This window comes from Intestinirhabdus alba, assembly GCF_009711095.1.
Lineage (GTDB): Bacteria > Pseudomonadota > Gammaproteobacteria > Enterobacterales > Enterobacteriaceae > Intestinirhabdus > Intestinirhabdus alba.
The window spans coordinates 19753-45364 of sequence record NZ_WMJZ01000018.1; the positions used below are offsets into that span (position 1 = coordinate 19753).

General features: G+C 57.8%; 25 protein-coding genes and 1 pseudogene. 12 read left to right on the forward strand and 14 right to left on the reverse strand.

Annotated elements, in window-relative coordinates; genetic code table 11:
- Position 1 precedes the first annotated feature (1 nt).
- The 5 genes and pseudogenes from GJV78_RS13520 (at position 2) to GJV78_RS13540 (ending at position 4040) form a co-directional block, all read left to right on the forward strand.
- Positions 2-961: a DUF6453 family protein gene (locus GJV78_RS13520; RefSeq protein ID WP_155108863.1), complete on the forward strand. Its 960-nt coding sequence runs from the start codon at positions 2-4 to the stop codon at positions 959-961.
- Positions 962-971: 10 nt separating this feature from the next.
- Positions 972-2240 carry a phage tail fiber protein gene (locus tag GJV78_RS13525; protein ID WP_155108864.1) on the forward strand — a complete coding sequence of 423 codons (1269 nt, stop codon included), beginning with the start codon at positions 972-974 and terminating at the stop codon, positions 2238-2240.
- Positions 2228-2416, forward strand: a pseudogene (locus GJV78_RS13530) (helix-turn-helix domain-containing protein); the annotation flags it as partial. The gene GJV78_RS13525 and the pseudogene GJV78_RS13530, both read left to right, overlap by 13 nt.
- A 242-nt stretch (positions 2417-2658) precedes the next feature.
- Positions 2659-3420: a 5'/3'-nucleotidase SurE gene (gene surE / locus GJV78_RS13535; protein ID WP_155108865.1), complete on the forward strand. Its 762-nt coding sequence runs from the start codon at positions 2659-2661 to the stop codon at positions 3418-3420.
- Positions 3414-4040 carry a protein-L-isoaspartate(D-aspartate) O-methyltransferase gene (locus GJV78_RS13540; RefSeq protein ID WP_155108866.1) on the forward strand — a complete coding sequence of 209 codons (627 nt, stop codon included), beginning with the start codon at positions 3414-3416 and terminating at the stop codon, positions 4038-4040. The genes surE and GJV78_RS13540 overlap by 7 nt, the downstream gene beginning before the upstream one ends.
- A gap of 205 nt (positions 4041-4245) precedes the next feature.
- On the opposite strand, the gene GJV78_RS24020 is transcribed toward GJV78_RS13540, so the two are convergent.
- Positions 4246-4374, reverse strand: coding sequence for a peptidase (locus tag GJV78_RS24020; protein ID WP_330998811.1), 129 nt, complete (start codon positions 4372-4374; stop codon positions 4246-4248).
- Here GJV78_RS24020 and nlpD point away from each other — a divergent pair.
- On the forward strand, positions 4319-5377 hold the full coding sequence (gene nlpD / locus GJV78_RS13545) for a murein hydrolase activator NlpD (RefSeq protein ID WP_330998812.1): 1059 nt from the start codon (positions 4319-4321) through the stop codon (positions 5375-5377). The genes GJV78_RS24020 and nlpD overlap by 56 nt on opposite strands.
- Positions 5378-5441: 64 nt before the next feature.
- The gene (gene rpoS, locus GJV78_RS13550) at positions 5442-6434 is read left to right on the forward strand and encodes an RNA polymerase sigma factor RpoS (protein ID WP_155108868.1); all 993 of its coding nucleotides are present in this window, start codon (positions 5442-5444) and stop codon (positions 6432-6434) included.
- Positions 6435-6521: 87 nt separating this feature from the next.
- Here rpoS and GJV78_RS13555 read toward each other — a convergent pair whose 3' ends face one another.
- The 7 genes from GJV78_RS13555 to GJV78_RS13585 all read right to left on the reverse strand — a co-directional run bounded on the left by GJV78_RS13555 (position 6522) and on the right by GJV78_RS13585 (position 14740).
- Positions 6522-6914 carry a DUF1090 domain-containing protein gene (locus GJV78_RS13555; RefSeq protein ID WP_155108869.1) on the reverse strand — a complete coding sequence of 131 codons (393 nt, stop codon included), beginning with the start codon at positions 6912-6914 and terminating at the stop codon, positions 6522-6524.
- A gap of 138 nt (positions 6915-7052) precedes the next feature.
- The gene (mutS, locus tag GJV78_RS13560; RefSeq protein WP_155108870.1) at positions 7053-9620 is read right to left on the reverse strand and encodes a DNA mismatch repair protein MutS; all 2568 of its coding nucleotides are present in this window, start codon (positions 9618-9620) and stop codon (positions 7053-7055) included.
- A 662-nt stretch (positions 9621-10282) separates the two neighbouring features.
- A complete protein-coding gene (locus tag GJV78_RS13565) occupies positions 10283-10987 on the reverse strand; it encodes a hypothetical protein (RefSeq protein ID WP_155108871.1) in 705 nt (234 codons plus the stop codon).
- Between the two features lie 9 nt (positions 10988-10996).
- A complete protein-coding gene (locus GJV78_RS13570) occupies positions 10997-11701 on the reverse strand; it encodes a DUF5058 family protein (RefSeq protein ID WP_167519571.1) in 705 nt (234 codons plus the stop codon).
- Positions 11694-12209 carry an L-2-amino-thiazoline-4-carboxylic acid hydrolase gene (locus tag GJV78_RS13575; protein WP_155108873.1) on the reverse strand — a complete coding sequence of 172 codons (516 nt, stop codon included), beginning with the start codon at positions 12207-12209 and terminating at the stop codon, positions 11694-11696. The genes GJV78_RS13570 and GJV78_RS13575 overlap by 8 nt, the downstream gene beginning before the upstream one ends.
- Before the next feature lie 29 nt (positions 12210-12238).
- On the reverse strand, positions 12239-13471 hold the full coding sequence (locus GJV78_RS13580) for a Zn-dependent hydrolase (RefSeq protein WP_155108874.1): 1233 nt from the start codon (positions 13469-13471) through the stop codon (positions 12239-12241).
- A 9-nt stretch (positions 13472-13480) separates the two neighbouring features.
- Positions 13481-14740 carry an L-cysteine desulfidase family protein gene (locus tag GJV78_RS13585; RefSeq protein WP_155108875.1) on the reverse strand — a complete coding sequence of 420 codons (1260 nt, stop codon included), beginning with the start codon at positions 14738-14740 and terminating at the stop codon, positions 13481-13483.
- 928 nt (positions 14741-15668) lie between these two features.
- Here GJV78_RS13585 and GJV78_RS13590 point away from each other — a divergent pair.
- Positions 15669-16019, forward strand: a complete 351-nt coding sequence (locus GJV78_RS13590; protein ID WP_155108876.1) for a nitrous oxide-stimulated promoter family protein — start codon at positions 15669-15671, stop codon at positions 16017-16019.
- Positions 16020-16286: 267 nt separating this feature from the next.
- Here the strand turns inward: GJV78_RS13590 and flhA are convergent, their stop codons facing one another.
- The 6 genes from flhA to hypA form a co-directional block, all read right to left on the reverse strand.
- Positions 16287-18362, reverse strand: coding sequence for a formate hydrogenlyase transcriptional activator FlhA (gene flhA, locus GJV78_RS13595; RefSeq protein WP_155108877.1), 2076 nt, complete (start codon positions 18360-18362; stop codon positions 16287-16289).
- 347 nt (positions 18363-18709) lie between these two features.
- A complete protein-coding gene (gene hypE / locus GJV78_RS13600; RefSeq protein WP_155108878.1) occupies positions 18710-19720 on the reverse strand; it encodes a hydrogenase expression/formation protein HypE in 1011 nt (336 codons plus the stop codon).
- On the reverse strand, positions 19717-20838 hold the full coding sequence (hypD, locus tag GJV78_RS13605; RefSeq protein WP_155108879.1) for a hydrogenase formation protein HypD: 1122 nt from the start codon (positions 20836-20838) through the stop codon (positions 19717-19719). The genes hypE and hypD overlap by 4 nt, the downstream gene beginning before the upstream one ends.
- Positions 20838-21110, reverse strand: coding sequence for a hydrogenase 3 maturation protein HypC (gene hypC / locus GJV78_RS13610; RefSeq protein WP_155108937.1), 273 nt, complete (start codon positions 21108-21110; stop codon positions 20838-20840). The genes hypD and hypC overlap by 1 nt, the downstream gene beginning before the upstream one ends.
- Positions 21101-21973: a hydrogenase nickel incorporation protein HypB gene (gene hypB / locus GJV78_RS13615; protein WP_155108880.1), complete on the reverse strand. Its 873-nt coding sequence runs from the start codon at positions 21971-21973 to the stop codon at positions 21101-21103. Before hypB ends, hypC begins: the two co-directional genes overlap by 10 nt.
- A gap of 51 nt (positions 21974-22024) precedes the next feature.
- Positions 22025-22369, reverse strand: coding sequence for a hydrogenase maturation nickel metallochaperone HypA (gene hypA, locus GJV78_RS13620; protein WP_155108881.1), 345 nt, complete (start codon positions 22367-22369; stop codon positions 22025-22027).
- On the opposite strand from hypA, the gene GJV78_RS13625 reads away from it, so the two are divergent.
- From GJV78_RS13625 to hycC, 4 genes are all read left to right on the forward strand, one after another.
- Complete coding sequence (locus GJV78_RS13625; protein WP_155108882.1) at positions 22364-22573, forward strand: hypothetical protein; 210 nt, start codon at positions 22364-22366, stop codon at positions 22571-22573. The two genes, hypA and GJV78_RS13625, sit on opposite strands and share 6 nt — an antisense overlap.
- A gap of 6 nt (positions 22574-22579) precedes the next feature.
- The gene (gene hycA / locus GJV78_RS13630; protein WP_155108883.1) at positions 22580-23041 is read left to right on the forward strand and encodes a formate hydrogenlyase regulator HycA; all 462 of its coding nucleotides are present in this window, start codon (positions 22580-22582) and stop codon (positions 23039-23041) included.
- 133 nt (positions 23042-23174) lie between these two features.
- Positions 23175-23789, forward strand: a complete 615-nt coding sequence (locus GJV78_RS13635) for a 4Fe-4S dicluster domain-containing protein (protein WP_167519572.1) — start codon at positions 23175-23177, stop codon at positions 23787-23789.
- A complete protein-coding gene (gene hycC, locus GJV78_RS13640; protein WP_155108885.1) occupies positions 23786-25612 on the forward strand; it encodes a formate hydrogenlyase subunit 3 in 1827 nt (608 codons plus the stop codon). Before GJV78_RS13635 ends, hycC begins: the two co-directional genes overlap by 4 nt.

A 25612-nucleotide genomic window follows, 5' to 3' on the forward strand; every position in this document is an offset into this window, starting at 1 on the left:
TATGCCGGAAGGAATACTGATTGATTATAACGATGGCCGTCCTGTGATGGCTATCACTGCGGGGCTTCGCGCCCCGTCGTTTTGTGCAAACTTTTCAGGGAGTGGCACTGGTGCAAACCAGTTTCGTATTGACACCCCTTTAACCCCTGGATCCACAGTTTTTGTCTTGCCGTCAATCCCGGTTGACATTCAGGAATTTGTTGACATGCAGACGTGGATTGTTTTACCGATATATATGACATCTGTTACCCGCAACGGGGATAGCGGAGTCACAATTAACGGAACAAACAGAGGTAACTATCAAAGAATACCAAAATGGGCTGGGACTGTATTTGAAATACTCCCTGAATCAACACACAATGAAGGGATGCTTATTTCTAACTCTACTGATTTTACAGCGATTTCGAATCAAGCCAGCTTAATGACCTGCGCCTATGTTGGCACGGTTACAGTTAACGGCTCGATGGCGCTTCCAGTCTCCGGTATACCTTTTGGGAAATGGGATAATAATAATGTTTCTGTAGGATTTGACGGAAGTAATATCATTGTCAGGAATATTAGTTATTCAGGAATGGATGATCTTGAAGGCTCTGTAACACTGGAGCTTGTTATATTTAATAACACCGCTCCAGTCGCCGGCGATGGCATTACTATGACCAATTCGGCAGGGCAGGTTACCTTTTCTACAGTGAAACGCCCATTTGTGTACGACCGGCAATTAACGGTAACCAATACTAATCAATATGTAGGTGAAAAATATTGCCAAATAGCATTTACGGGCGCTCAGTCAAGGAGAGTAAGCGGCTATTTTAATGTAAGGAAAAAAGGAATTGTAATGACCGGGGGGAATGTCCGGTCAGCTTATAATCAGGTTGTGGGTAATTATTATGACAACGGGTTTGATATGACATTTAACCAAAATATCAATATGCCAGTTCTTATACTTCCAAACATGTACTAAGGAAACATTTATGTCCGCAGGAACTATCACCCTTACAAATAATTCTACAGCCGTGACCGGCACCGGAACCGCATTTTCAACAGAGCTGGCGGCAGGAGATTTCATTGTCGTAACTGTCGGCGGCGTCCCGTATACGCTCCCTGTTCAGTCTGTAAACAGCAACACGTCACTGACGCTGGTCAGCGTGTACACAGGGCCAACGCAATCAGGCGCGGCATGGTCTGCCGTTCCTCGCGTTGCGCTCAGTATGGTAACAGCTGCGCTGGTAGCTCAAAGCGCTGAAGCGCTGCGTGGTCTGAACTACGACAAGCAGAACTGGCAGCAGGTTTACAGCGCCAGCGGCAGCATTACCGTAAAACTCCCTGACGGCTCGACGTTCACCGGCCCATCGTGGAAATATCTGGCAGACAACATGGCCACAAAAACGGGCGGAGCGGTGCCGATCGGCCAGGGCGGCACCGGCTCAACGACTGCAGAGGGCGCTCGCGCAAACCTCGGTTTGGGAACAGCAGCGCAGCGTGACGTCGGAACTGCGATCGGGAGCGTCATGGAAGTCGGGGCGTTTGGTATTGGCGGTACTGGTTCACTATACGCAACAAATACAATGGGCGAAGCATTTAACTACCTGAGAACCAGCGGCAGTGGCATCTATCGAACTGACGAGGCGCTACAAATTCAGGAGCAATCGTTACAGTATTCACCCGCATTATTTTTCGGAGCATCGGATACATACGCTTTACTTACCGTTGGTTATTCATCGGGTATTGTATCTATTATGGCTAATGCCGACTCTGGAATAAACTCTGGAACAGGTTACGCTGAAAACGTATTATATGGCACTGCTAATACAACTGTTGATAGTAATGGTTTTATTAAAAAATCCTCACCAATAATCAAACTATTCAGTACTGGCGAATATGAAACTAACGCAGAAGCTGAGGGGGTAGTTGTTACTCGCAGAGATGAAGGGATTTATCATATTACTGGTTGTACAGGACTTAATTCAGACGCAGCGTGGGGCGGAATTGATGGCGGGTTCGAAATACCACTTGACAGAAATAAACAGCCGCTAATCTGGCTGGATTATGAGGTTAATGCAGATGGCTCGGTATTGGTAAAAACCTATCACCGCACCCACCCCAGCGCTCCAATATTCGCTCGCAACGAAAAAGATGGATACAGCGACGGCGACCCGATCGATATTCCACGCGACCAATTTGTGTCCGTTCGTGTGGGAATGCCAGCTGAAAGCGCATTCAACTTGAAGCAGCGGGGTTAGCCGCAGCGCGAGCACAGGGGCGGATCGGCGGCCGCCGGCCAAAACTCTCAGCTGAACAATGGGCGCAGGCGGGGCGGTTGATTGCGAGCGGAGTAGACAGAAAGCAGGTGGCGATCATCTACGACGTTGGGGTGTCGACGCTGTATAAAAAGTTCCCTGCTGGTAAGGTTTGGTAGCGCGACCCTAACCCAGCAACCCATCGAGCCAGTCAGCCCAGAACTGCATCATCGCGCGGCGCTTGCGCTCCTTCCTTTATTGCCTACTATCCCGGAGCGGCATCACGCGCTAAAATGCGACTAAGCACCACTGCAGGCATTGCTCGGAAAATACCCAGCAAATTAAGAACAGGACAAAATACAGGACAAGATTTTAGCTGTTCTTATTAACAAACCAAATAAAACAGTGAATTAGGGAATACATGCGCATATTGCTGAGTAACGATGACGGGGTTCACGCACCCGGTATACAAACGCTGGCGAAAGCCCTGCGTGAGTTTGCTGACGTACAGATTGTTGCCCCGGATCGTAACCGCAGCGGCGCGTCTAATTCGCTGACGCTGGAGTCTTCGCTTCGCACTTTTACCTTTGACAACGGCGATATCGCCGTACAGATGGGCACGCCTACCGACTGCGTCTACCTTGGCGTGAATGCCCTGATGCGTCCGCGACCGGATATCGTGGTCTCCGGCATCAACGCTGGCCCGAACCTGGGGGATGATGTTATCTATTCCGGCACCGTCGCGGCGGCGATGGAAGGCCGCCATCTGGGCTTTCCGGCGCTGGCGGTCTCCCTTGACGGACACCGGCACTACGATACGGCTGCGGCGGTGACCTGCCGGCTCCTGCGGGCGTTAAGCCGCGAGCCGCTGCGTACCGGGCGGATACTGAACGTTAACGTGCCGGATCGGCCGCTGGAGCAGATTAAAGGCTTCCGCGTTACCCGCTGCGGCAGCCGTCATCCGGCGGATAAAGTGATCCCGCAGCAGGATCCGCGCGGCAATACGCTTTACTGGATCGGGCCGCCGGGCGATAAACGCGACGCCGGGCCGGATACCGACTTCGCGGCGGTGGACGAAGGTTACGTTTCCATCACGCCGCTGCATGTGGATTTAACGGCCTATAGTGCACAGGACGTGGTTTCAGACTGGTTAGACAGCGTGGGAGTCGACGCGCAATGGTAAGCGGACGTGTACACACTCTTCTTGAACAGTTACGCGCGCAGGGGATCCGCGACGAGCATGTGCTTGAAGCGCTGGCCTCCGTACCGCGCGAAAAATTTATTGATGAGGCATTTGAACATAAAGCCTGGGACAACATTGCCCTGCCGATTGGCCAGGGGCAGACGATTTCGCAGCCGTATATGGTGGCGCGAATGACCGAGCTGCTTGAGCTGACGCCGGATTCCAGGGTGCTCGAGATCGGCACCGGTTCCGGCTATCAGACGGCGATTCTGGCGCATCTGGTGCATCACGTGTGCTCGGTGGAGCGCATAAAAGGGCTGCAGTGGCAGGCGCGCCGCCGCCTGAAGCAGCTCGATTTACACAACGTTTCGACCCGCCACGGCGACGGCTGGCAGGGCTGGAAGGCCCGCGCTCCCTTTGACGCCATCATCGTCACGGCCGCCCCGCCGGAAATACCGGCGGCGTTAATGGCGCAGCTGGACGAGGGCGGCATTCTGGTACTGCCCGTCGGCGATGAGCAGCAATTTTTGAAGCGGGTGCGCCGTCGGGGCAGCGAATTTACTATAGACACCGTAGAGGCCGTTCGCTTTGTGCCTTTAGTCAAGGGGGAACTGGCCTGAGGTGGCTGAATATCAGGACTTTTCCTGGATATTTATCGTCAGACTATACACAAAATCTTGCACCAGGCGTCGAAGCGGCTAAACATTGACGCTGCGGGCTGGATGCCGTACCCGCAGGGGCGGTGCAGATTTGCAGGATGACGTGCCGGCCTGCCGTGGCTGCACGTTTTAATACCCGACACGGTATGAAGACGCAGGTCGTTAACTAATTTTTTCCTGGGGGATAAATGAGCGCGGGAAGCCCAAAATTTACCGTCAGCCGCATCGCGGCACTGTCACTGGTTTCGCTCTGGCTGGCAGGTTGTACCAGTTCGTCTAATCCACCTGCGCCGATCGGCTCCGTTAACGGCGGCGCTGCTTCAAACACCAGCTCCGGTATGTTGATTACGCCACCGCCTGAAGTGAAGACGCCGACGCCGGTTCAGCAGGCTCCGCGCCCGGTCGCACAGCCTGCGTCGGGGCAGCCGGTTATCGAGCAGCCCGTTCAGACGGTAAACGGCCGTATCGTGTACAACCGGCAGTATGGGAACATTCCGAAAGGCAGCTATACCGGCGGCAGCACCTACACCGTTAAAAAGGGCGACACGTTATTTTATATCGCATGGATCACCGGCAACGATTTCCGCGATCTTGCGCAACGCAACAATGTTCCGGCCCCATATAATCTGAACGTCGGGCAAACGCTGCAGGTAGGCAGCGCTTCGGGCGCGCCCATTACCGGCGGTAATGCCATCACTCAGGCAGACGCGGCGGCGCAGGGCGTTGTGACAAAACCAGCACAAAATTCCGTCGCTCCTGTTGCTTCGCAATCAACAATTACGTATTCTGAGAGCTCAGGTGAACAGAGTGCTAACAAAATGTTGCCGAACAACAGGCCTGCGGCGACAGTTGTCACCGCTCCCGTTACGGCTCCGGCGGTTAGCACAGCCGAAACCACAGCAAGCAGTACGTCGACAAGTGCGCCCATCTCCACCTGGCGCTGGCCGACGGACGGTAAAATAATCGAGAGCTTTGCGGCCACCGAAGGCGGCAACAAAGGGATCGATATTGCTGGTAGCAAGGGACAGGCTATCGTCGCGACCGCTGATGGCCGCGTCGTTTACGCCGGTAACGCGCTGCGCGGTTACGGGAATCTGATTATCATCAAGCATAATGATGATTACCTGAGTGCCTACGCCCATAACGATACGATGCTGGTCCGGGAACAACAAGAAGTTAAGGCGGGGCAAAAGATAGCAACCATGGGTAGCACCGGAACCAGCTCTACACGCTTGCATTTTGAAATTCGTTACAAGGGGAAATCCGTAAACCCGCTGCGTTATTTGCCGCAGCGATAATTCGGCGAAACTGGTCATTTGCTTGTCGGTTTCGTCAAGGGATCACGGGTAGGAGCCACCTTTTATGAGTCAGAATACGCTGAAGGTTCATGATTTTAATGAAGATGCGGAATTTGATGAGAACGGAGTAGAGACTTTTGACGAGAAAGTCTTGAGTGAAGAGGAACCCAGTGATAACGATTTGGCTGAAGAGGAGCTGTTATCGCAGGGGGCGACGCAGCGCGTGCTGGATGCGACTCAGCTTTACCTTGGCGAAATTGGTTATTCGCCTCTGTTAACGGCTGAAGAAGAAGTTTATTTTGCGCGTCGTGCGCTGCGTGGGGACGTCGCGTCTCGCCGTCGGATGATCGAGAGCAACCTGCGTCTGGTGGTTAAAATCGCCCGTCGCTACGGTAACCGCGGCCTGGCGCTGCTGGATCTGATTGAAGAGGGTAACCTTGGGTTGATCCGCGCAGTTGAGAAGTTTGACCCGGAACGCGGGTTCCGCTTCTCAACTTACGCAACCTGGTGGATCCGTCAGACGATTGAGCGGGCGATTATGAATCAAACCCGCACCATTCGCCTGCCGATTCATATTGTCAAAGAGCTGAACGTTTATCTGCGTACCGCCCGCGAGCTGTCGCACAAGCTGGATCACGAGCCGAGTGCGGAAGAGATTGCAGAGCAGCTGGATAAGCCGGTCGATGACGTCAGCCGTATGCTGCGCCTCAACGAGCGCATCACCTCGGTAGACACGCCGCTGGGCGGGGATTCCGAAAAAGCGCTGCTGGATATTCTGGCCGATGAGAAAGAGAACGGACCGGAAGACACCACGCAGGACGATGATATGAAGCAAAGCATCGTCAAATGGTTGTTCGAACTGAACGCGAAGCAGCGTGAAGTGCTGGCACGTCGTTTCGGTTTGCTGGGGTATGAGGCGGCAACGCTGGAGGATGTGGGGCGTGAAATCGGCCTTACGCGGGAGCGTGTTCGTCAGATTCAGGTTGAAGGCCTGCGTCGACTGCGGGAAATTCTGCAGGCTCAGGGGCTGAACATCGAAGCGCTGTTCCGCGAGTAAGCCTTTGCAGCGTTAAAAAAGGCCGGATTTTGATAATCCGGCCTTTTATTTTTGCGATCCGGCGGATAGTACCCGCCGAAGATAACGTTACTTGTCCAGCATACTTTTCGCTTCGGCAAGTTCCGCCTGGGCATCGGCCAGCTTTTGCTGCTTTTTCCGTATTTTGTCTTCGCGTCCGTCGGCCTGCGCTTCCGCCAGCTCCTGACGTCGCTCCGCCACCTTTTGCTCTTTCTTGCGCACGTCGTCTTCGCGTGCGGCGCGTAACCCTTCATCGGTGCAGTTCGCGTTAAGTTCCGACAGGGCCTTTTCCAGCCCGGCGGCGCGGTGGGCGTTACTGTGTTCGCGGGCGTGCCTGAGCTGCTGCTCAATATCCTGCCGTTTTGCTTCGCAGCCCGTTGCCGTCTGTGACGCGGCAAAGGCGGTAAAAACAGGTGCCATAATAAGCAGGCCAGTAAGCAAGGCCTTATTTTTATTCATCATATCTCCTGATAATTTTGTTATTTCCGTTCTCAAGCAGAAACAATCTACAGTCTGGTTATTAACAATTGCTTAAATTGAGATAACCGGGGAGGCGCTTCCTCGGGCGGTATCGCTTTTGCACCGCCGGAGGGAGCGCCTTTAAAGCAGACTTTTCAGCCGATAGAGCCACTCCAGCGCCTGGCGCGGGGTCAGGGTATCCGGATCGAGATTTTCCAGCGTCTCAACGGCGGGCGAGGTCTCTTCAGGCTGTGACAGCAGGGACATCTGGGTGCCGTCTATCTGGGATGCGGCGGCGCTGGGGGAAAGGCTCTCCAGCTCCCGCAGCTTCTGGCGCGCGCGCTTTATCACCTCTTTCGGTACGCCGGCCAGCGCGGCGACCGCCAGACCGTAGCTTTTGCTGGCCGCGCCGTCCTGTACGCTGTGCATAAACGCGATGGTATCGCCATGCTCCAGCGCGTCCAGATGAACGTTGGCCACGCCCTCCATTTTTTCCGGCAGCTGGGTCAGCTCGAAGTAGTGGGTGGCAAACAGCGTCAGGGTCTTGATTTTATTCGCCAGGTTTTCCGCGCAGGCCCACGCCAGCGACAGGCCGTCATAGGTGGAGGTGCCGCGGCCGATTTCGTCCATCAGCACCAGGCTGTTGGCGGTTGCGTTATGCAGGATATTGGCGGTTTCGGTCATCTCCACCATAAAGGTGGAACGCCCGGAGGCCAGATCGTCCGCTGCCCCCACGCGGGTGAAGATGCGGTCAATCGGGCCAATTTCCACCTTCTGCGCCGGAACATAGCTGCCGATCCAGGCCATCAGGGCGATCAGCGCGGTCTGGCGCATATAGGTGCTTTTACCGCCCATGTTCGGGCCGGTGATAATCAGCATCCGCCGCCGGGCGGAAAGCTCCAGCGGGTTGGCAATAAACGGCTCGTTCAGCACCTGTTCCACCACCGGATGGCGACCTTCGGTAATATGGATGCCGGGGCGATCGATAAAGGTGGGGCAGGTGTAGTTCAGCGCGTAGGCGCGCTCGGCGAGGTTAACCAGCACGTCCAGCTCTGCCAGCGCGCTTGCGCTCTGCTGCAGCTCCGCCAGCTGCGGCAACAGCAGATCGAACAGCTGGTCATAAAGCTGTTTTTCCAGCGCCAGCGCTTTACCTTTGGAGGTGAGTACCTTGTCCTCATACTCCTTCAGCTCCGGGATGATATAGCGCTCGGCGTTTTTCAGGGTCTGGCGGCGGGTATAGTTGATCGGTGCCAGGTGGCTCTGCCCGCGGCTGATCTGGATATAGTAGCCGTGCACGGCGTTGTAGCCGACCTTCAGCGTATCCAGCCCGGTACGTTCACGTTCGCGAACTTCCAGACGCTCCAGATAGTCGGTAGCGCCATCCGCCAGCGCGCGCCATTCGTCCAGCTCTTCGCTATAGCCGGGAGCAATTACCCCGCCGTCGCGCACCAGGACCGGCGGCGCTTCGATAATCGCCCGCTCCAGCAGATCGCGCAGATCGGCGAATTCGCCTATTCTTTCGCGCAGCGCCTGCACCGGGGCACAGTCAACGCTCTCCAGCCCGGCGCGCAGCGTCGGCAGCTGTTGAAAGGCGTGGCGCATACGGGCGAGATCGCGCGGGCGGGCGGTGCGCAGCGCCAGGCGAGCCAGAATACGCTCCAGATCGCCCACCTGGCGCAGCACCGGCTGCAGCTCCTCGGTGGCGTCCTGCAGCGCGCCGATAGTTTGCTGGCGTGCGGTCAGGAGCTGGATGTCGCGTACCGGCATGTGCAGCCAGCGCTTAAGCATGCGGCTGCCCATCGGGGTGACGGTGCGGTCGAGCACCGCGGCCAGGGTGTTCTCTACGCCGCCGGCCAGGTTTTGGGTCAGCTCCAGGTTGCGGCGGGTGGCGGCATCCATAATGATGCTGTCCTGCTGGCGTTCCATGGTGATGGAGCGGATGTGAGGCAGCGAGGTGCGCTGGGTATCCTTGACGTACTGCAGCAGACAGCCCGCCGCGCACAGGCCGCGCGGTGCGTTTTCCACGCCGAAGCCGGTCAGATCCCGCGTACCGAACTGCATATTCAGCTGCTGGCGGGCGGTATCAATTTCAAACTCCCACAGCGGGCGGCGGCGCAGGCCGCGACGGCCTTCAATCAGCGCCATTTCGGCAAAGTTTTCGGCGTACAGCAGCTCGGCGGGGTTGGTGCGCTGCAGTTCGGCGGCCATGGTTTCGCGATCCGCAGGTTCGCTCAGGCGAAAGCGCCCGGAGCTGATATCCAGCGTGGCGTAGCCATAGCCTTTGTCATCCTGCCAGATCGCCGCCAGCAGGTTGTCCTGGCGCTCCTGCAGCAGCGCCTCATCGCTGATGGTGCCGGGGGTAACGATGCGTACAACCTTGCGCTCGACGGGGCCTTTGCTGGTGGCCGGATCGCCGATCTGCTCGCAGATGGCGACGGATTCGCCCTGATTGACCAGCCTGGCGAGGTAGTTTTCCACCGCGTGGTGGGGAATGCCCGCCATTGGGATCGGCTCGCCCGCCGAAGCGCCGCGTTTGGTCAGTGAGATATCCAGCAACTGCGACGCGCGTTTCGCGTCGTCATAAAACAGCTCGTAAAAGTCACCCATGCGGTAGAACAGCAGGATATCCGGATGCTGGGCCTTCAGCTTGAGATACTGCTGCATCATGGGCGTATGGCTAGAGAAGTCCTTATCAAATGACTCATTCATATTGATTTTACTCGTTTTTTAAGTCTTTCAGGTGCTCATGTGGCCCAGGCGAAACCGCCATAAACCCATACGCATTATTAAATTTGTCCACCCGATTATGCCGGATGCTATCAGGTATACATACTGACCTGTTGGTAAGCATTAACGGAGATGATGCCAGATTAGTCTTTTATAATGACCTGGTTAAGCGCGGATGTTTAACCGGGTTATGCCCGTTCGTCTGCTCACCTGACGGAGAACGAAAGCCGTATCTTACCACCGACCCTCTCCAGGATTCACCCGCAGGTTGCGGAGCCTTCCGCGCCGCTGTTTATCGCGATCCGCAGTTTGTGGCTCAGCGACCCGTTGCGCAGGTAAAGCCACCACCGGAGATTATCAGATTTGCGACAGGAGATATTTCACAATCTGCCGGGCGCGCGAGGCCGCTCGTAATTCCGGGTAGATTGTGAAGCTGGTCAGACGACGGCGGTTAAGCTATGGGGCATTAGGTTGAGCAGCTCTTTTCCTCGTCGCGCTCAGATGGGCCTGACGTCATCGTAACTGCGATGAGAGCGCTTAGCTGGTATAAGCGGAAGAACAACCCCGGCACGCAAAATAACGTTACGCCAAAAAACGCCCGGCAGAGGATGCTTCCGGGCGTACGCCAGTATCCTGCTGAATGGTTAACTTTCCTGCGCCGGTGGGGCGCTGGTGATTTTAGCCAACAGCATACAGGTCACGACGCAGATCAGTATCGGCGCGTATCCGCCGCCAAAGGGCAGGAGGGTAAATGCGCCCATGACGGCCACCGCTTTGACGATAAAAATGACCGGGATTGCGCTAAGGGACAGCCCGATCGGGCTGTTAAGCAAACGCTCCATAAACAGCGCGCCAAATAGTGACGGCAGCAGGAACTTCAGCGCGTTGAGGATGGTTTCGGGGAGGATGTTAATCAGCATCTGTCCCGCCACTGCCAGGAAGGTCATCAGGCCCAGGCTGATAAATGTGGAAACCGAAATGCCGATCGCGGAAATAATCGTCCCTTCCTGCGTGCCGAGCTGGTAACCGGATGCGCTCAGCGCCTGGGTGGATGCCGGGACGCGCACCTCTTTGGTATTGCCCGCCATATAGGAGAGATACATGCCGGGTGTACCAAAAATAGACTGCAGCGACATCGGATCGACAATATACCAGGGGAGCAATATTGAAAGCATCGACACCATTCCGGTAAAAATACTGTCGGAGGTGGGATGGGCGTCAAAGTGAAAGAGCAAAACCAGCACGGGTAAATAAGCGACCAGCAATACCAGGCGGGTGCACCATTTTCCCCGGTTGATGATATAAGGCAAGTAATCCTGTTTGTAGATAACGTCTTTTGTCTGCTCCATAAATCATCCTTAATTATATAATACGGCTGCGCCCATTCCGGCCACCATACAAAGGGTCAATCCCCACTCTTTCAGCCACTGCAAATTATGTCGGCGGTTGTAGAGTAAAATCGCGGCCATCGAAAGGGCAGAGACAATAATGGCGACGGTATTGGCCCCCAACGGATAGCCGGCGTTCATGGTGAGCGCGCCGAAGCTGCCAATCAGCGCCCCGCTGCCGATAATGGGAATAAGGTGCGTTTTCCCTCCCGACATCACATGGTTAACCTTATCCATGCGGTCCGCGAAAAAGGAGACGAACAGCAGGAAAGGCAGCCCGCAGGTGGTCATTACGATGGCGGCGGCGCACAGATAGTCCACCGTTAACCGATCTTCGCCCAGCCTGATGCCCATGCCGTCGGCGGTAAAAGCCGCTTCCATCAGGGCATCGGCAACCGAGCCGATAAAATCAACGCGCATCCAGGCCATCGGCGCGCCAACGTAGAGCATCAGGGTCAGGATGCCGGAGAGCATCATAAAGCAGGGGCCAATGGAGGCAATCGATGCCCCCCGGATCGCCCGCTTCACCGCCGTCGCCGGTATGCCTGTCTCCGCTGCGGTTTTTACGCTCTTGCGAAAAAAGAGCCAGGCCTGAATAAAAACGAAACAGAGCGCGGGGGCCGCCGCCAGCCACATGATCGGGCTGTTGGCTATTTCGTTATAGTCATTATTCATGCTTTGTCTCCTTACATCCCTCCATCCTGAAGCAGAACGTGCACATATTATCCGTAAAGAAGTGCTTCTCATGGACGCACTTCAGGTTAGGGTTGTAGCCGTGGGCGATCGCCGGATCGATCGTTTCACAATAGAGCATGCCATATTTTTCCATGCCCATTTTCTGGAATTCGCTGGCGAAAACGCAGCGTGAAAATACCTGCTCAACGTAACCTTCATGATAGGTATCGGTGCTTTCAAACTCATCGCTGCGATCCATATCATAGCTAATCAGATAGTTGTCGCTGTCATTTTTCTGACCGCGCGCAAAGGCGCGTTTGGCAATGCCTTCGCCGCGCTCTACGCCAAATTTCCACACGCCGCGCTTCACCGCTTCGGCACCTTTTTCGCCAAATTCGTCAACGACCTCTTTTGCCAGATGGGCAAACATTCTGGCGAACATCTGATACATAGAGACCGGCTGCAGGTCATCGGCGATTTTATTGCTTTCGATTTTCTTATCTTTCATGAGTAGCTTCCCGTAATGAGTTAATAAAATTAAAGACGATCTATTTTTTGTATGGCATTAAAGAGTACATCGGTTCCTTTTCCCATATTTTCCCGGTGAACAAACTCCGCCGGATTATGGGTAATTCCTTTAACGCAAGGAACAAACAGCATGGCTGCTTTACTGATATCCGCCATAATCATGGCGTCGTGGCCCGCGCCGCTGCTCATGGAGCGATAGCTCAGGCCGCACTGCTCGCAGGAGGACTTAATAATCTCCTTCAGGGCACTGTTCATTTCCACCGGCGGTTTAAACGAGGTTTGTTGCGCATCGATCGTTACGCCGCACCGCTCCGCCACCGTGAGGCTTTCACTTTTCACAAAGGCGATAATTTCATGCACCCGCTCCGGCCTGCCGGAGCGAATATCCAGCGTAAACCGGCATCCGGACGGAATGCAGTTGGCCGATCCCGGCTCTAAATGAAATTTGCCGATGGTTAACGTGGCCGTATCGGGATGGCGATCGATAACGTACTGCGTCAGGCGCGCCGCCAGCATATTCCCCGCCACCCCCGCGTCCTGGCGCATTTTCATGGGGACGGTGCCGGCGTGTCCGGCGACGCCTTCGATAGTGACCACCATCTGGCCGATGGCGACGATATTATCGACGATGCCAATATCGGTGCCGCTGTTTTCGAGCAGCGGCCCCTGTTCATCGTGAAGCTCAATAAAGGCTTTGATGGTATCGGGCGCTCTGGGGGCCGGAATAAGCGTCTGGCCGGCGGAGTAAGTGCGCAGGATGTCACGCAGCGTTTCGCCGTCGTCGGTGCAAATTTTATCGCGGTCGCTATCGGTGAGTTCGCCGCTGATAAAGCGGCTGCCCAACAGAACGATGCCGAACCGGGTGCCCTCTTCTTCGATAAAGGCGACCACCTCATAGGGGTGCTCCAGCCGGATATTTTGCTCCCTGAGCATTCTGGCCACCTCCAGCGCGGCCACCACCCCGGCGATCCCGTCATAGGCACCGGCGTTGCGCACCGTATCCAGATGCGATCCGCTGACGATCGCCGGCAGCAGGGGGTTTTTACCCGCCAGGCGGCCATAGACATTGCCGATATCGTCTTCAGAAACCTCCAGCCCCGCCTCGCGCATCTCTTTTTTAATGTATTCCACCCCTTCACGGTACGTTGGTGTAAAGCCGATGCGCGTCACGCCGCCGTTGCAGGGGTCGGTAATGGCCTTCAGATCGGCAATATTTTTTTCCAGACGCTCCAGATTAGCCATAAAAGCTCCTTACTGATCCAGCATGATTTTCAAAATAACCTCATCGGTAGTACGCATACCGCTGCTGGCCAGCCGTCCCACCGACATGACCGTATCGTCGAGGCCGTCTTTGATGATGCCGTCGCCGGCGGACATGCACTGATTACGCAGCGCCATATCGACGCAGGTAAAGGCGGTATCAACGCCGGTGGCGATTTTTGCGGCGCAGGAGGCTTTGGCTCCGTCACAAATCATTCCGGAGAGGGTTCCCAGGGTGTTGATCACGGCGTATTCGATCTGCTCGTCGCTGCCCTGACTGAGCCAGGTAATACCGGCCGCCGCGCCGCTGGAGGCGCAGACGACGCCGCAGTAGGCGGACAGTTTGCCGATCCAGAACTTCTCATAGAGGGCGATCAGGTTGCTGAGGATCAGCGCGCGGTACAGGCTCTCTTCGGAGGCGTTAACGTGGCGGGCATACATGATGACCGGTATGGATACGGTAATGCCCTGGTTGCCGCTGCCGGAGTTGATCATCACGGGCAGGCTGCAGCCGCTCATGCGCGCGTCGGAGGCGGCAGCGGCGTAGCTTTTTGCCTCGCTGCGCACGCCGCCGTCGTTCATGGACAGAATCGTTTTGCCTACGTTGATGCCGTAGTCTTTTTGCAGGCCCTCCCGGGCGATGGCCAGATTGCACTCGATGGAGCGTCTGAGCAGCGTCTGCAGCGGGGAATAGTCGACGGTACGGGCAAAATTGATAATCTCTTTTACGCTGTAGCCGACCTCAACGCCGTCGCCGCCATGTTTCTGTCGGCGCTCTTGCGCTTTTTGCAGGACGTTGCCATTTCGGGTAATTTGCACGATTCTTGTATGCTCATCCTTTATTTCAACGCCGACGACTTCATCCTGATAATAACCTTCAATAATGAAATGTAGCGTTGCATTAGTTTCCAGAATCTCTATTTGACAGGGAATTTGCGCCACTTTTTCCGCGCACCGGGCGATTTTATCTTCATTCATGGTCGCCAGCGTTTCCAGCCCGCTCTCCGCGTCGCCGAAACAGGCACCGACGACGCAGGCGACATCAATACCCTTCATGCCGTTGGTATTAGGGACAATAACGCTCTTAACGTTTTTAATAATATTGGGACTGCATCTTGCCACCATTCTTTTCGGTTCAGCGCCGAGATGTTTTTTTACCACAGCGCCTGCCCAGGCTAATGCTACCGGCTCAGTACAGCCCAGCGCAAGAACCATTTCGCGCTTTAAAATTTCAAAGAAATGCGAGTTCATAAATCTTTCCTTGTAGTTGTTTGGTTTCACGGAAAGTGGTGAAACAAACCGACAATCGATATAAAAGGAACGCCGTGGTTATCCGGTCAGACTATTTATACCCGCCATACTTCAGGTTGCATGTGCGTTGGCTTTATTCGGCCAGGGGCTTCATCCCTTCGGGGGCAGCTCTGGGGCTGTTCAAAACGTGCTGCATTTTGTCCTGCAACTCGAACTATTTAGGATATATACGTTCGTAAGCCTCTCAGGGGAATGACTAAAATACTGCCTGTACGCCGTCTGTGTTCAAACTTCCTGTACTCATTATGTCTGATGAAATAGCCACTTAGCGGTGAGGAAAATATATCGATTAATAAAGAGAAATACTTTTTATTTTTGTGGTTATTATTTAGTGTCGATAGAATTATTTTCTAATATAGAAATATTCTCATTTGCTATTTTTTATTTAATTATTTGAATGTTAAATATTTTTATTTTCTGATGGTGACTTGCATCACACGTAAAGGGGGAGATTTTACCCTTATACCCGCAAAAAGGAGATGATAGTCGCTGAATGAGGATTTCAGCGGCTGATGGTTACTTCTTTGCTAAGAACCTCGGCTGCGGCGGGAATTTTTACTGCAGCAGCAGAAGAAGCCGTGACCAGGACGCGGAGAAGCGGTGCTGAAATTATCCGACCCGCCCCTGGAGGATCTCCCGTGCCGCGTCCGTTACGATTGATGAGCCGCCGTGCTGAACAACGTAACCCGCCCGCAGGCCTGAGCGGAAGCCTGATAAGGCGCAATAAGGGCAGGGGAATAAGCCGGCTGCAGGCCCTCGTCACGCCAGCGTGGGCGCTGTTTGTGCCGGATCTGTCACCTTCGGGTGATGGTCGGCAAAGAGAATAAGTTGTATTATAAATGCAACTTTATGCCGTGGAGGAGGCAGTATGTCCGGCAAACGAATTGCTCGCGAAAAACAAACGATTGAAAAAATGATCGCGCTGTATGAACGCCAGTGCCCGCAGGCTTCAGACGAACCGGGGCATTACGAAACGCTGTTTGCCTACGCGCAGAAGCGCCTGGACCGCTGCGTCTTCGGCGAAGAAAAACCGGCCTGTAAGCAGTGTCCGGTACACTGCTACCAGCCGGCAAAGCGGGAAGAGATGAAGCAGATCATGCGCTGGGCAGGGCCGCGTATGCTCCTGTGGCATCCGATCTTAACCGTTCGCCATCTTATCGACGACAAGCGCCCCGTTCCTGAACTGCCGGAAAAATACCAGCGTAAGAAGTCGCGCTAACCGCCGGCGACGCGGGCGAAAGTCCGGCCCGTATCGTTGGGTCTTGTCCGGCGCAGTCGCTTTATTTTGCATCCCGGGGCCGTCCGCTGGCACAACGTCCGCCGTCGGGCGATCGAGGTGCGCGTTGCCCGGTTTACCGGTTTGCGTCCCGCCTGGCCGGGGCCATTGAGGCCCGTGCCGCGTAGACATACCCGCGCGTCTTGTCCCGAATCTGAACGACCGCCAGCGACGCTCATGAACGGCTAAGGGACGCAGCCTGAAGCGGCGTTACGCCAGGGCGTCTTTATCAATTCCCAGCCGCTTCATCCGTGACAGCAGGGTGGTGCGCTTCAGCCCCAGGCGCTGCGCTGCGCCCTTCGGCCCGGCCACCACGCCGTTGGTCTCCTTGAGTACCCGGACGATCAGCTGATATTCATCCTCCCCCTCTTTGGCAATCGCGGTAGCCACCGGCGGCGTCTCCGGCTTCGTATCGATATCCGGCAGCGACAGCTGCAGCACGTTGCCACGGGTCAGCAGCACGGCGCGCTCCACCGCATTCTCCAGCTCGCGCACGTTGCCCGGCCACTCCATATTGCTGAGAATGCGCAGGGTTTCGGCGGGAATGCTGTCGATATTGCGCCCCAGACGGCGGGCGATTTTAAAGGTAAAGGCCTTGACCAGCAGTGGAATATCTTCCGGACGCTCGCGCAGCGGCGGCAGCTGGATCGGAAAGACGTTCAGCCGATAATAGAGGTCGCTGCGAAATTCGCGATCGGCCACCATCTTTTTCAGATCCCGGTTGGTGGCGGCGATCAGTCGCACGTCGGTCTGGATCAGCTTATTGCTGCCGAGGCGCTCAAACTCCTGCTCCTGCAGTACCCGCAGCAGCTTGGGCTGAAGCTCCAGCGGCATATCGCCCACTTCATCCAGGAACAGCGAGCTTTTATCCGCCAGCTCAAAACGGCCGATACGCTGGGCGCTGGCTCCGGTGAAGGCACCGCGCTCGTGGCCGAACAGATCGCTCTCCAGCAGCCCGGCGGGCATCGCCGCGCAGTTCATTTTGACCATCCGCCGGGCGTTACGGCCGCTCAGGTTGTGGATAGCCCTGGCGATCAGCTCCTTGCCGGTGCCCGTTTCGCCGAGGATCAGCACGGTACTGTCGCTTTGCGCCACCATCTCCACCTGCTTGAGGACGTTGTACATCGCCTCGCTGCGGCCGATGATTTCGCCGAACTCGCTGTCGACGTTGTTAAGCTGCTCGGTCAGCGCCAGGTTTTCATCCACCAGCCGCTCTTTTAGCCGGTGGATCTCCTGGTAGGCGAGGGCGTTATCCACCGCGATGGCCACGCGCTCGGCAATCTGGCGCAGCAGCTTAAGGTTGGCGGTGGTGAATACTTTCTCTTCACACTGCGCCAGCTTGAGCACGCCGAGCATGGTATTGCCGGACATCAGCGGCATCAGGCACAGCGTCTGGATCTGGTTGCCCCAGATATCGAACAGCATCCGCTCGTAGGGGGCCAGCGAGTCCCGCTCGTGCAGGTTGATCAGCAGCATCTCTTTGCTTCTGAACACCTGCTCGGTGAGGGTTCCCGCCTCGTCCACCTCGCTCTGTTCGTGGGCGGGGTGATCTTTTTCGAGATAGTGGGTGGAGTAGATCCTCAGTTTATTCTTATGCGGACTGCGCAGCACGATGCTGATGTCGTCGATATTAAAGTAGTGATGGATCTCTTTCGCCACTTCGCTCACCAGCTCGTCGATATCCAGTCGCGACAGCACGGCGTTGGTGATGGCGACCAGAATGCGGAAGTTATCGCGTTCGCGGCACAGCAGCTCGTAATCAATATTGTTGGTGACCCGGCTGCAGATCTGCTCGGCCACCACGCTGACGATCTGGGTGAAGGTCTGCAGGCGATGGTACTCTTTTTCGCTCCACGGGCGCTCTTCGCTGCGGATAAACTCACAGCCGCCGAAGATGCGGCCATCCGCCGCCAGCGGCAGCAGAAGATAGTGGCCAAAGGGCGCATACAGCCCGCCGGAGGCCAGCTGCGGCCAGGCCCCGGCGAACTCCTGGTAGCTGCAGCGCAGCGCGTCGGGACGCGAAAGCAGGCGGCGCACCGGACCGTGGGCCAGCACGGTTTCATCTTCGTACTCAACCGTTTCGCCATTTTCTCGGGGCGCGTAATAGCTTGCCCGCTGGGTCTGGGGCTGCCACAGCACGATGGCGACGCGGTCGGCCAGCGCCGCGCTTTTTACCATCTCTGAAAGCGCTTCGCTCAGCGACGGCAGATCCGGCTGCTGCAATAAAGTGCGAGTGATATCGAACAGCCCCTGCTGGCCGAGATCGCTCATCGGTGTATACGACATGTTGCTATTCCAGGAAAACACCGCGGAACGGTGCAAAAAAGATTAATAAATTATAGGCCGCGCCCCTTAACCGTTCGTCAGGGCAGTCAGGCCCGGAACCCGGCGCGAGCCGTAAGGTCCGGCGGCTCCCGATGCGCGGCGGGCGGCGCGGCGACGGGCCTTAACGGCCCCAACCCTGCGGGACAGGTGCCTGAAATACATCCTCTGCGCTGTCTGGCCTGAACGCCGCCCGCCGCGCCCGCTAAGGGGGCGCAGCCTGAACAGAGATAATAAGCTGCTGTCGGACGGCGGCTCCGGCAGGGGGCCTGACGGGCTATGTCGTCAGGCGGGTATAAAATAACACGTTTTTAGCATATCCGGGGCAGCGGTTCGGCGTGCGGCAGGTCCAGCGTGCGCTTGACGCCGTAAAGACCCGCCAGGCGCACCCCTTTGCGTTCGACCACTTCGCCAATCATGGCGGCATCGCGCCCCAGCGGATGCGCCCGCAGGGCGGCCAGCACCGGCTCTACCACCCGGCGTTCGACGGCGATGACCAGCTTGCCCTCGTTGGCGAAGTTGAGCGCGTCCAGCCCCAGCAGCTCGCAGACGCCGCGCACTGCGGGCTTCACCGGCAGTGCGGATTCGGACAGCTCGATCCCGCAGCCGCTGGCGGCGGCAAATTCGTGCACCACGGCGTTAACGCCGCCGCGGGTGGCGTCGCGCAGGGCCTTCACGCCGGGGATATCGCGCAGCGTCTGGATCAGCGGAGTTAAGACCGCGCAGTCGCTGACCAGTTCACCGTCCAGCCCCAGCTGCTCGCGCAGGTTGAGGATAGTGGCACCGTGGTCGCCGAGGGTGCCGCTGACCAGCAGCACGTCGCCCGCGCTCAGGGTTTGCGCCCCCCAGCGCAGGCCCGCCGGGATCGCCCCCATGCCGGCGGTGTTGATAAACAGCTTATCCGCCGCGCCGCGCTGCACCACCTTGGTATCGCCGGTGACGATGGCGATGCCCGCCTCGCGCGCGGTGGCCGCCATGCTGTCGACCACCGCCTTCAGGGTTGCCATCGGCAACCCCTCTTCAAGAATGAAGCCGCAGGAGAGGTAGCGCGGGATAGCGCCGCTGACCGCGACATCGTTGGCGGTGCCGCAGATCGCCAGCTTGCCGATGTTGCCGCCGGGGAAGAACAGCGGGTCGATAACGTAGCTGTCGGTGGAAAAGGCCAGCCGATCGCCCTCTGCCGCCAGCTGCGCCAGCTCCAGGCGCGCCTGATCCTCCTGCTCCGCCAGCCACGGGTTGGCAAAGGCCTCCATAAACAGGCTGTCGATCAGCTGCTGCATGGCCTGGCCGCCGCTGCCGTGGGCGAGTTGTACGCTGTTCATGCTTCACACTCCTGCTGACGATATTGATACCACGCGGCGCACGCCCCCTCGGAGGAGACCATCAGCGCGCCGAACGCGGTCTGTGGGTTACAGGTTTTACCAAACAGCGGGCACTGGTGCGGCTTACACTTGCCGGTCAGCACCTCGCCGCAGCGGGCGCGGGGATCGTCGCAGACCTCCTGCGGTGCCGGGCGGAAGTGCGCCTCGGCGTCAAAACGCTGATAGTCCGGCGTCAGGTGCACGCCGGAGGCACCAATCACACCCAGACCGCGCCACTCGCTGTCGCCGGAGACGGTGAAGACCTCGGCGATGGCCTGCTGCGCCAGCGCATTACCGGCATCCGGCACCACGCGGCGGTACTGATTTTCAATGCGGCTGTGGTCGGCGATTTTCTGCTCAATAAGCATCGCCACTCCCTGCAGCAGATCGAGCGGCTCAAAGCCGGCCACCACCAGCGGACGGTTAAACTCGCTGGCGATAAAGCCGTAGGCGTCGGTGCCGATCACCATGCTGACGTGGCCCGGCGCGAGGAAGGCGTCGATGCCGTTGTCCGGCTGCTCCAGCAGGCTGCGCAGGGTCGGGATCAGGGTGATGTGCTGGCAGAAGAACCAGAAGTTCTGCACGTCGCGCTGCTTCGCCTGCTGCAGGGTAATGGCGGTGGTCGGCATGGTGGTTTCAAAGCCGAGGCCGAAGAAGACCACCTTGCGCGTCGGGTTCGCCTGGGCCAGCTTCAGGGCGTCCATCGGCGAGTAGACGATGCGGATATCCGCGCCGCGCGCTTTCGCCTGCAGCAGCGACCCCTGTTTCCCCGGCACGCGCATGGCGTCGCCGAAGGTGCAGAAAATCACCTCCGGATGGCTGGCTATCTCCACGCAGCTGTCGATGCGGCCCATCGGCAGCACGCAGACCGGGCAGCCGGGGCCGTGGATAAATTCCACGTTGTCCGGCAGCAGTCGGTCGAGGCCGAACTTAAAGATGGCGTGGGTGTGGCCGCCGCACACCTCCATAATACGCAGCGGACGTTCGCTGGTATGGGAAAGGTGGGCGGCGCGCTCGCGCAGGTGCTCAATCAGCTGCATCACCTGCTCCGGTGCGCGGTATTCATCAACAAAACGCATTATTTCTCCTCGCCGTAGAGCAACGCCCCAACGTCCGGCTCCATCTCAAACATATTCTGCAGCGCGTCGAGGGTATCGCGCGCTTCGGCCTCGTTAATCACGCTCATCGCAAAGCCGACGTGGACCAGCACCCACTGGCCGATGCGCGGCTGGCCGCTCTCGTCGCAACTGCCGACCAGCGTCAGGTCAACATCGCGCTGAATGCCGCAGACGTCGACCTTCGCCTGGATGCCGTCAATGGTGCGGATCTGGCCCGGTACGCCTATGCACATTGCTGCGCCTCCAGCCAGTTCAGCCATTGGTCCATCCCTTCGCCGCTGGTGGCGGAAATCAGGATAATTTCAATGTCCGGATTCACCTCCCGGGCGCTGGCGATACATTTTTCCACGTCGAAGTTCAGGTACGGCAGCAGATCGACCTTGTTGAGCAGCATCAGCGAGGCGGCGGCAAACATGTGCGGATATTTCAGCGGCTTGTCTTCGCCTTCGGTCACCGACAGCACCGCCACCTTATGCCGTTCGCCGAGGTCAAAGCTGGCCGGGCAGACGAGGTTGCCGACGTTTTCGATAAACAGGATCCCGCCATCGGCTAGGGGCAGGCGCGGGGCGGCGTCGGCGATCATCTGGGCGTCGAGGTGGCAGCCCTTGCCGGTATTGACCTGAATGGCCGGGGTGCCGGTGGCGCGAATGCGCGCGGCGTCGTTAACCGTTTGCTGGTCGCCTTCAATGACCGCGCAGGGAACGCGCTCCTTCAGCCGGGTCAGCGTTTCGGTCAGCAGGGTGGTTTTACCGGAGCCGGGGCTGGAGACGAGGTTGAGCACCAGCTGCCGGCGGGCGGCGAAGCGGGCGCGGTTATGCCCGGCCAGGCGGTTATTTTTGTCCAGTACGTCGATCTCCACCTCCAGCATCCGGCGCTGGCTCATGCCCGGCGCATGGGTTCCGGCTTCGCCGTGGCCGTAGTGCAGATCGCCTTCTGCGGTCTGGCTCGGGGTAAAGGCGGACGTCTTCACGCCGGTGATGTTCAGCGCCGGACGGGCCGCCGGGGCGAAGGGCGCGCTACGAAACGCCGAATGAGGGTTATGCTCATCGCCTTCAATATAAAGGTTGCCTTCAGCGCAACCGCAAGTTGTACACATCGCTCACTCCTGATCTCTTACTTACTGCTCTGGCCGTTGCCGGACGGCAGATTAATCTATTTCTATGCGTCGAATCTGTAGGCCGTCGTCGGCGACAATTCGTAGCATATCGCTGTTGCACTGTGGGCAGCGGCGAACCCTCTGGGTCAGCAGCGTGACGTACTGCTGACAGGTTTCGCACCAGCATTCTGCTTCCTGTTCTTCGAGGTGCAGTTTACAGCCTTCGGCCACCGTGCCGCGGCATACCAGATCAAAACAAAAGGCGAGAGCGCTGCTTTCCACGCAGGAAAAAGCGCCAATTTTTAGCCATACCGCCGTGACCCGGCTTGCGCCATGCTGCGCCGCCTGTTGTTCGATCAATTCCAGTGCCCGTTGGCAGAGGGTGATTTCGTGCATATCGCCTCCCGTGGTCGTTACCGTCACAAAGCAATAATCATGCCATTATTGAAATCTTCACCCGCCGACAATGACGACGATGACGAAATGACATGTCGTCACCGCGTCGAAACCGGCGGTGTAAGTATTAATGCTTTTAAAATCAGTTTGTTGAAAACTGGCATGAAAAATGCTTACGGCTGGCTATCTCAGTTAAACGGGTAACCTGACATGTCTATTTGGGAAATAAGCGAAAAGGCGGACTACATCGCGCAGCGGCATCGCCGACTGCAGGATCAGTGGCATACCTACTGCAATTCGCTGGTCCAGGGGATCACCCTGTCGAAGGCGCGTTTGCATCATGCTATGAGCTGCGCCCCGGAAAAAGAGCTCTGCTTCCTGTTATTTGAACATTTTCGGATTTACGTCACCCTGGCGGACGGCTTTAACAGCCACACTATCGAGTACTACGTTGAGACGAAAGAGGGTGAAGAGAAACAGCGGGTTGCGCAGGCGCAGCTGGGCATCGACGGGCTGGTCGACGGCCACGTCAACGCCCGGGATCGCGAGCAGGTGCTGGAGCATTACCTCGAAAAAATCGCCAGCGTCTACAACAACCTGTATGACGCCATGGAAACCAGCGCCCCGATTAATCTCAACCAGCTGGTAACCGGACACTGTCCGGCCGTCTGAGCCGGAAATATAGCCCGTTTTGACCTCGCGACCTGTCGCGAGGGCGTTAGGGACGAGCCTGTCGATGAGTGTCGAAAATGACATTTTATCGACAGGTTTTCGTCAAAAATGACCATCACCTGAGGAATGCCTGGTGAATCGTTTTGTAATTGCTGACTCCACGCTCTGCATCGGCTGCCACACCTGTGAGGCCGCCTGTTCAGAGACGCATCGTCAGCGCGGCCTGCAGTCTATGCCGCGCCTGAAAGTGATGCTGAATGAAAAAGAATCTGCGCCGCAGCTCTGCCACCAATGTGAAGATGCGCCCTGCGCCGTGGTTTGCCCGGTCAACGCCATCAACCGCGTGGACGGTGCCGTACAGCTTAATGAGAGCCTGTGCGTGAGCTGTAAGCTGTGCGGAATCGCCTGCCCGTTTGGCGCTATTGAGTTTTCCGGCAGCCGTCCGCTGCACATTCCGGCAAACGCCAATACGCCGAAAGCGCCCCCCGCACCGCCCGCGCCGGCCCGCGTCAGCACGCTGCTGGACTGGGTGCCCGGCGTGCGCGCCATCGCGGTGAAATGCGATCTGTGCCACTTCGACGAACAGGGACCGGCCTGCGTGCGCATGTGCCCTACCAAAGCCCTGCGGCTGGTGAACAATATGGATATCGCCCGCGCCAGTAAGCGTAAACGCGAACTGACGTTCAACACCGACTTCGGCGATCTCACCTTGTTCCAGCAGTCTCAGCAGAGTGGAGAGGCAAAATGAACGCAATTTCACTGATTAACAGCGGCGTGGCGTGGTTTGCCGCCGCCGCCGTACTGGCATTTTTATTTTCGGGCCACCGGGCGCTGAGCGGCTGGGTAGCCGGCGTCGGCGGGGCGCTGGGCAGCCTGTGCACGGCGGCGGCGGGTCTTGGCACCCTGATCGGCGCGACGGCGGCGAGGGGCGTGATGCCGTTTATCGGCCACGGAATACAGGTCGCCCCGCTGAACGCGATCTGGCTGATTACCCTGGGCCTGTGCGGGCTGTTCGTCAGCCTGTACAACATTGACTGGCACCGTCACCCGCAGGTGAAAGCGAACGGCCTGCTGATTAACCTGCTGATGGCGGCGGCGGTCTGCGCGGTGGTTGCCAGCAGCCTTGGGGCGCTGGTGGTGATGGCGGAAATCATGGCTCTGTGCGCGGCGTTCCTGACCGGCTGCAGTAAAGAAGGCAAGCTCTGGTTCGCGCTGGGCCGTCTCGGCACGCTGCTGCTGACCATCGCCTGCTGGCTGGTATGGCATCGCTACGGCACCCTCGATCTGCGCCAGCTGGATCTGCGCGCCCAGGGGCTGCCGCTCGGTGCCGACGTCTGGCTGCTGGGCGTGATCGGCTTCGGCCTGCTGGCCGGAATTATCCCGCTGCACGGCTGGGTGCCACAGGCGCACGCCAACGCCAGCGCGCCGGCGGCGACGCTGTTCTCCACCGTGGTGATGAAAGTGGGGCTGTTCGGCATCCTCTCCCTCTCCCTGACCGGCGGCAATGCGCCGCTGTGGTGGGGCATACTGCTGCTGGTGCTCGGTATGCTTACCGCCTTTGTCGGCGGCCTGTATGCGCTGATGGAGCACAATATTCAGCGCCTGCTGGCCTACCACACCCTGGAAAATATCGGCATTATCCTGCTCGGTCTGGGCGCGGGCGTCACCGGCATCGCGCTTAACCAGCCGGTGCTGGTGGCCCTTGGACTGACCGGCGGCCTGTACCACCTGATTAACCACAGCCTGTTTAAGAGCGTGCTGTTCCTGGGAGCGGGCAGCGTCTGGTTCCGTACCGGCCATCGGGATATTGAAAAGCTGGGCGGCATCGGCAAGCGTATGCCGGTGATCTCCGTGGCGATGCTGGTGGGCCTGATGGCGATGGCCGCGCTGCCGCCGCTGAACGGCTTTGCCGGCGAGTGGGTTATCTATCAGTCCTTCTTCAGCCTGGGCAACAGCGGGGCCTTTATCGGCCGCCTGTTCGGGCCGCTGCTGGCGGTAGGGCTGGCCATTACCGGCGCGCTGGCGGTGATGTGTATGGCGAAAGTCTACGGCGTCGCCTTCCTTGGCGCACCGCGCACGAAAGAGGCGGAAAACGCCTGCTGCGCGCCGCTCCTGATGGCGGTGAGCGTGGTGGCGCTGGCGATCTGCTGCGTGCTGGGCGGGGTGGCCGCGCCGTGGCTGCTGCCGCTGCTCTCCGCCGCGGTGCCGCTGCCGCTGGAAACCGCCCATACCGAGGTCTCTCAGCCGATGATGACGCTGTTGCTGATCGCCTGCCCGCTGCTGCCGTTTATCATTATGACCATTCTGAAAGGCAACCGGCTGCCGTCCCGCTCCCGCGGCGCGGCCTGGGTCTGCGGCTACGACCATGAAAAGTCAATGGTAATCACCGCTCACGGCTTCGCCATGCCGGTAAAAGCAGCCTTCGCCCCGGTGCTGAAGCTGCGTAAATGGCTTAACCCGGTATCGCTGATCCCGGGGTGGCAGAACGCGGCCGCGCCGGTTCTGTTCCGTCGCCTGGCGCTGATTGAGCTGGCGGTGCTGGTGGTGATTGTGGTTTCCCGAGGAGCCTGA

Excerpts from the sequence above, each read along its gene's own strand:
- GJV78_RS13585 (WP_155108875.1), bottom strand. The coding sequence starts at position 14,740 with ATGAACTCGCATTTCTTTGAAATTTTAAAGCGCGAAATGGTTCTTGCG.
- GJV78_RS13565 (WP_155108871.1), bottom strand. The coding sequence starts at position 10,987 with ATGGAGCAGACAAAAGACGTTATCTACAAACAGGATTACTTGCCTTAT.
- GJV78_RS13555 (WP_155108869.1), bottom strand. The coding sequence starts at position 6,914 with ATGATGAATAAAAATAAGGCCTTGCTTACTGGCCTGCTTATTATGGCA.
- rpoS (WP_155108868.1), top strand. The coding sequence starts at position 5,442 with ATGAGTCAGAATACGCTGAAGGTTCATGATTTTAATGAAGATGCGGAA.
- hycC (WP_155108885.1), top strand. The coding sequence starts at position 23,786 with ATGAACGCAATTTCACTGATTAACAGCGGCGTGGCGTGGTTTGCCGCC.
- hypB (WP_155108880.1), bottom strand. The coding sequence starts at position 21,973 with ATGTGTACAACTTGCGGTTGCGCTGAAGGCAACCTTTATATTGAAGGC.
- GJV78_RS13525 (WP_155108864.1), top strand. The coding sequence starts at position 972 with ATGTCCGCAGGAACTATCACCCTTACAAATAATTCTACAGCCGTGACC.
- hypD (WP_155108879.1), bottom strand. The coding sequence starts at position 20,838 with ATGCGTTTTGTTGATGAATACCGCGCACCGGAGCAGGTGATGCAGCTG.
- hypC (WP_155108937.1), bottom strand. The coding sequence starts at position 21,110 with ATGTGCATAGGCGTACCGGGCCAGATCCGCACCATTGACGGCATCCAG.
- GJV78_RS13590 (WP_155108876.1), top strand. The coding sequence starts at position 15,669 with ATGTCCGGCAAACGAATTGCTCGCGAAAAACAAACGATTGAAAAAATG.
- GJV78_RS13580 (WP_155108874.1), bottom strand. The coding sequence starts at position 13,471 with ATGGCTAATCTGGAGCGTCTGGAAAAAAATATTGCCGATCTGAAGGCC.
- GJV78_RS13570 (WP_167519571.1), bottom strand. The coding sequence starts at position 11,701 with ATGAATAATGACTATAACGAAATAGCCAACAGCCCGATCATGTGGCTG.
- GJV78_RS13540 (WP_155108866.1), top strand. The coding sequence starts at position 3,414 with ATGGTAAGCGGACGTGTACACACTCTTCTTGAACAGTTACGCGCGCAG.
- GJV78_RS13575 (WP_155108873.1), bottom strand. The coding sequence starts at position 12,209 with ATGAAAGATAAGAAAATCGAAAGCAATAAAATCGCCGATGACCTGCAG.
- mutS (WP_155108870.1), bottom strand. The coding sequence starts at position 9,620 with ATGAATGAGTCATTTGATAAGGACTTCTCTAGCCATACGCCCATGATG.
- hypE (WP_155108878.1), bottom strand. The coding sequence starts at position 19,720 with ATGAACAGCGTACAACTCGCCCACGGCAGCGGCGGCCAGGCCATGCAG.
- hycA (WP_155108883.1), top strand. The coding sequence starts at position 22,580 with ATGTCTATTTGGGAAATAAGCGAAAAGGCGGACTACATCGCGCAGCGG.
- flhA (WP_155108877.1), bottom strand. The coding sequence starts at position 18,362 with ATGTCGTATACACCGATGAGCGATCTCGGCCAGCAGGGGCTGTTCGAT.
- surE (WP_155108865.1), top strand. The coding sequence starts at position 2,659 with ATGCGCATATTGCTGAGTAACGATGACGGGGTTCACGCACCCGGTATA.
- GJV78_RS13520 (WP_155108863.1), top strand. The coding sequence starts at position 2 with ATGCCGGAAGGAATACTGATTGATTATAACGATGGCCGTCCTGTGATG.
- hypA (WP_155108881.1), bottom strand. The coding sequence starts at position 22,369 with ATGCACGAAATCACCCTCTGCCAACGGGCACTGGAATTGATCGAACAA.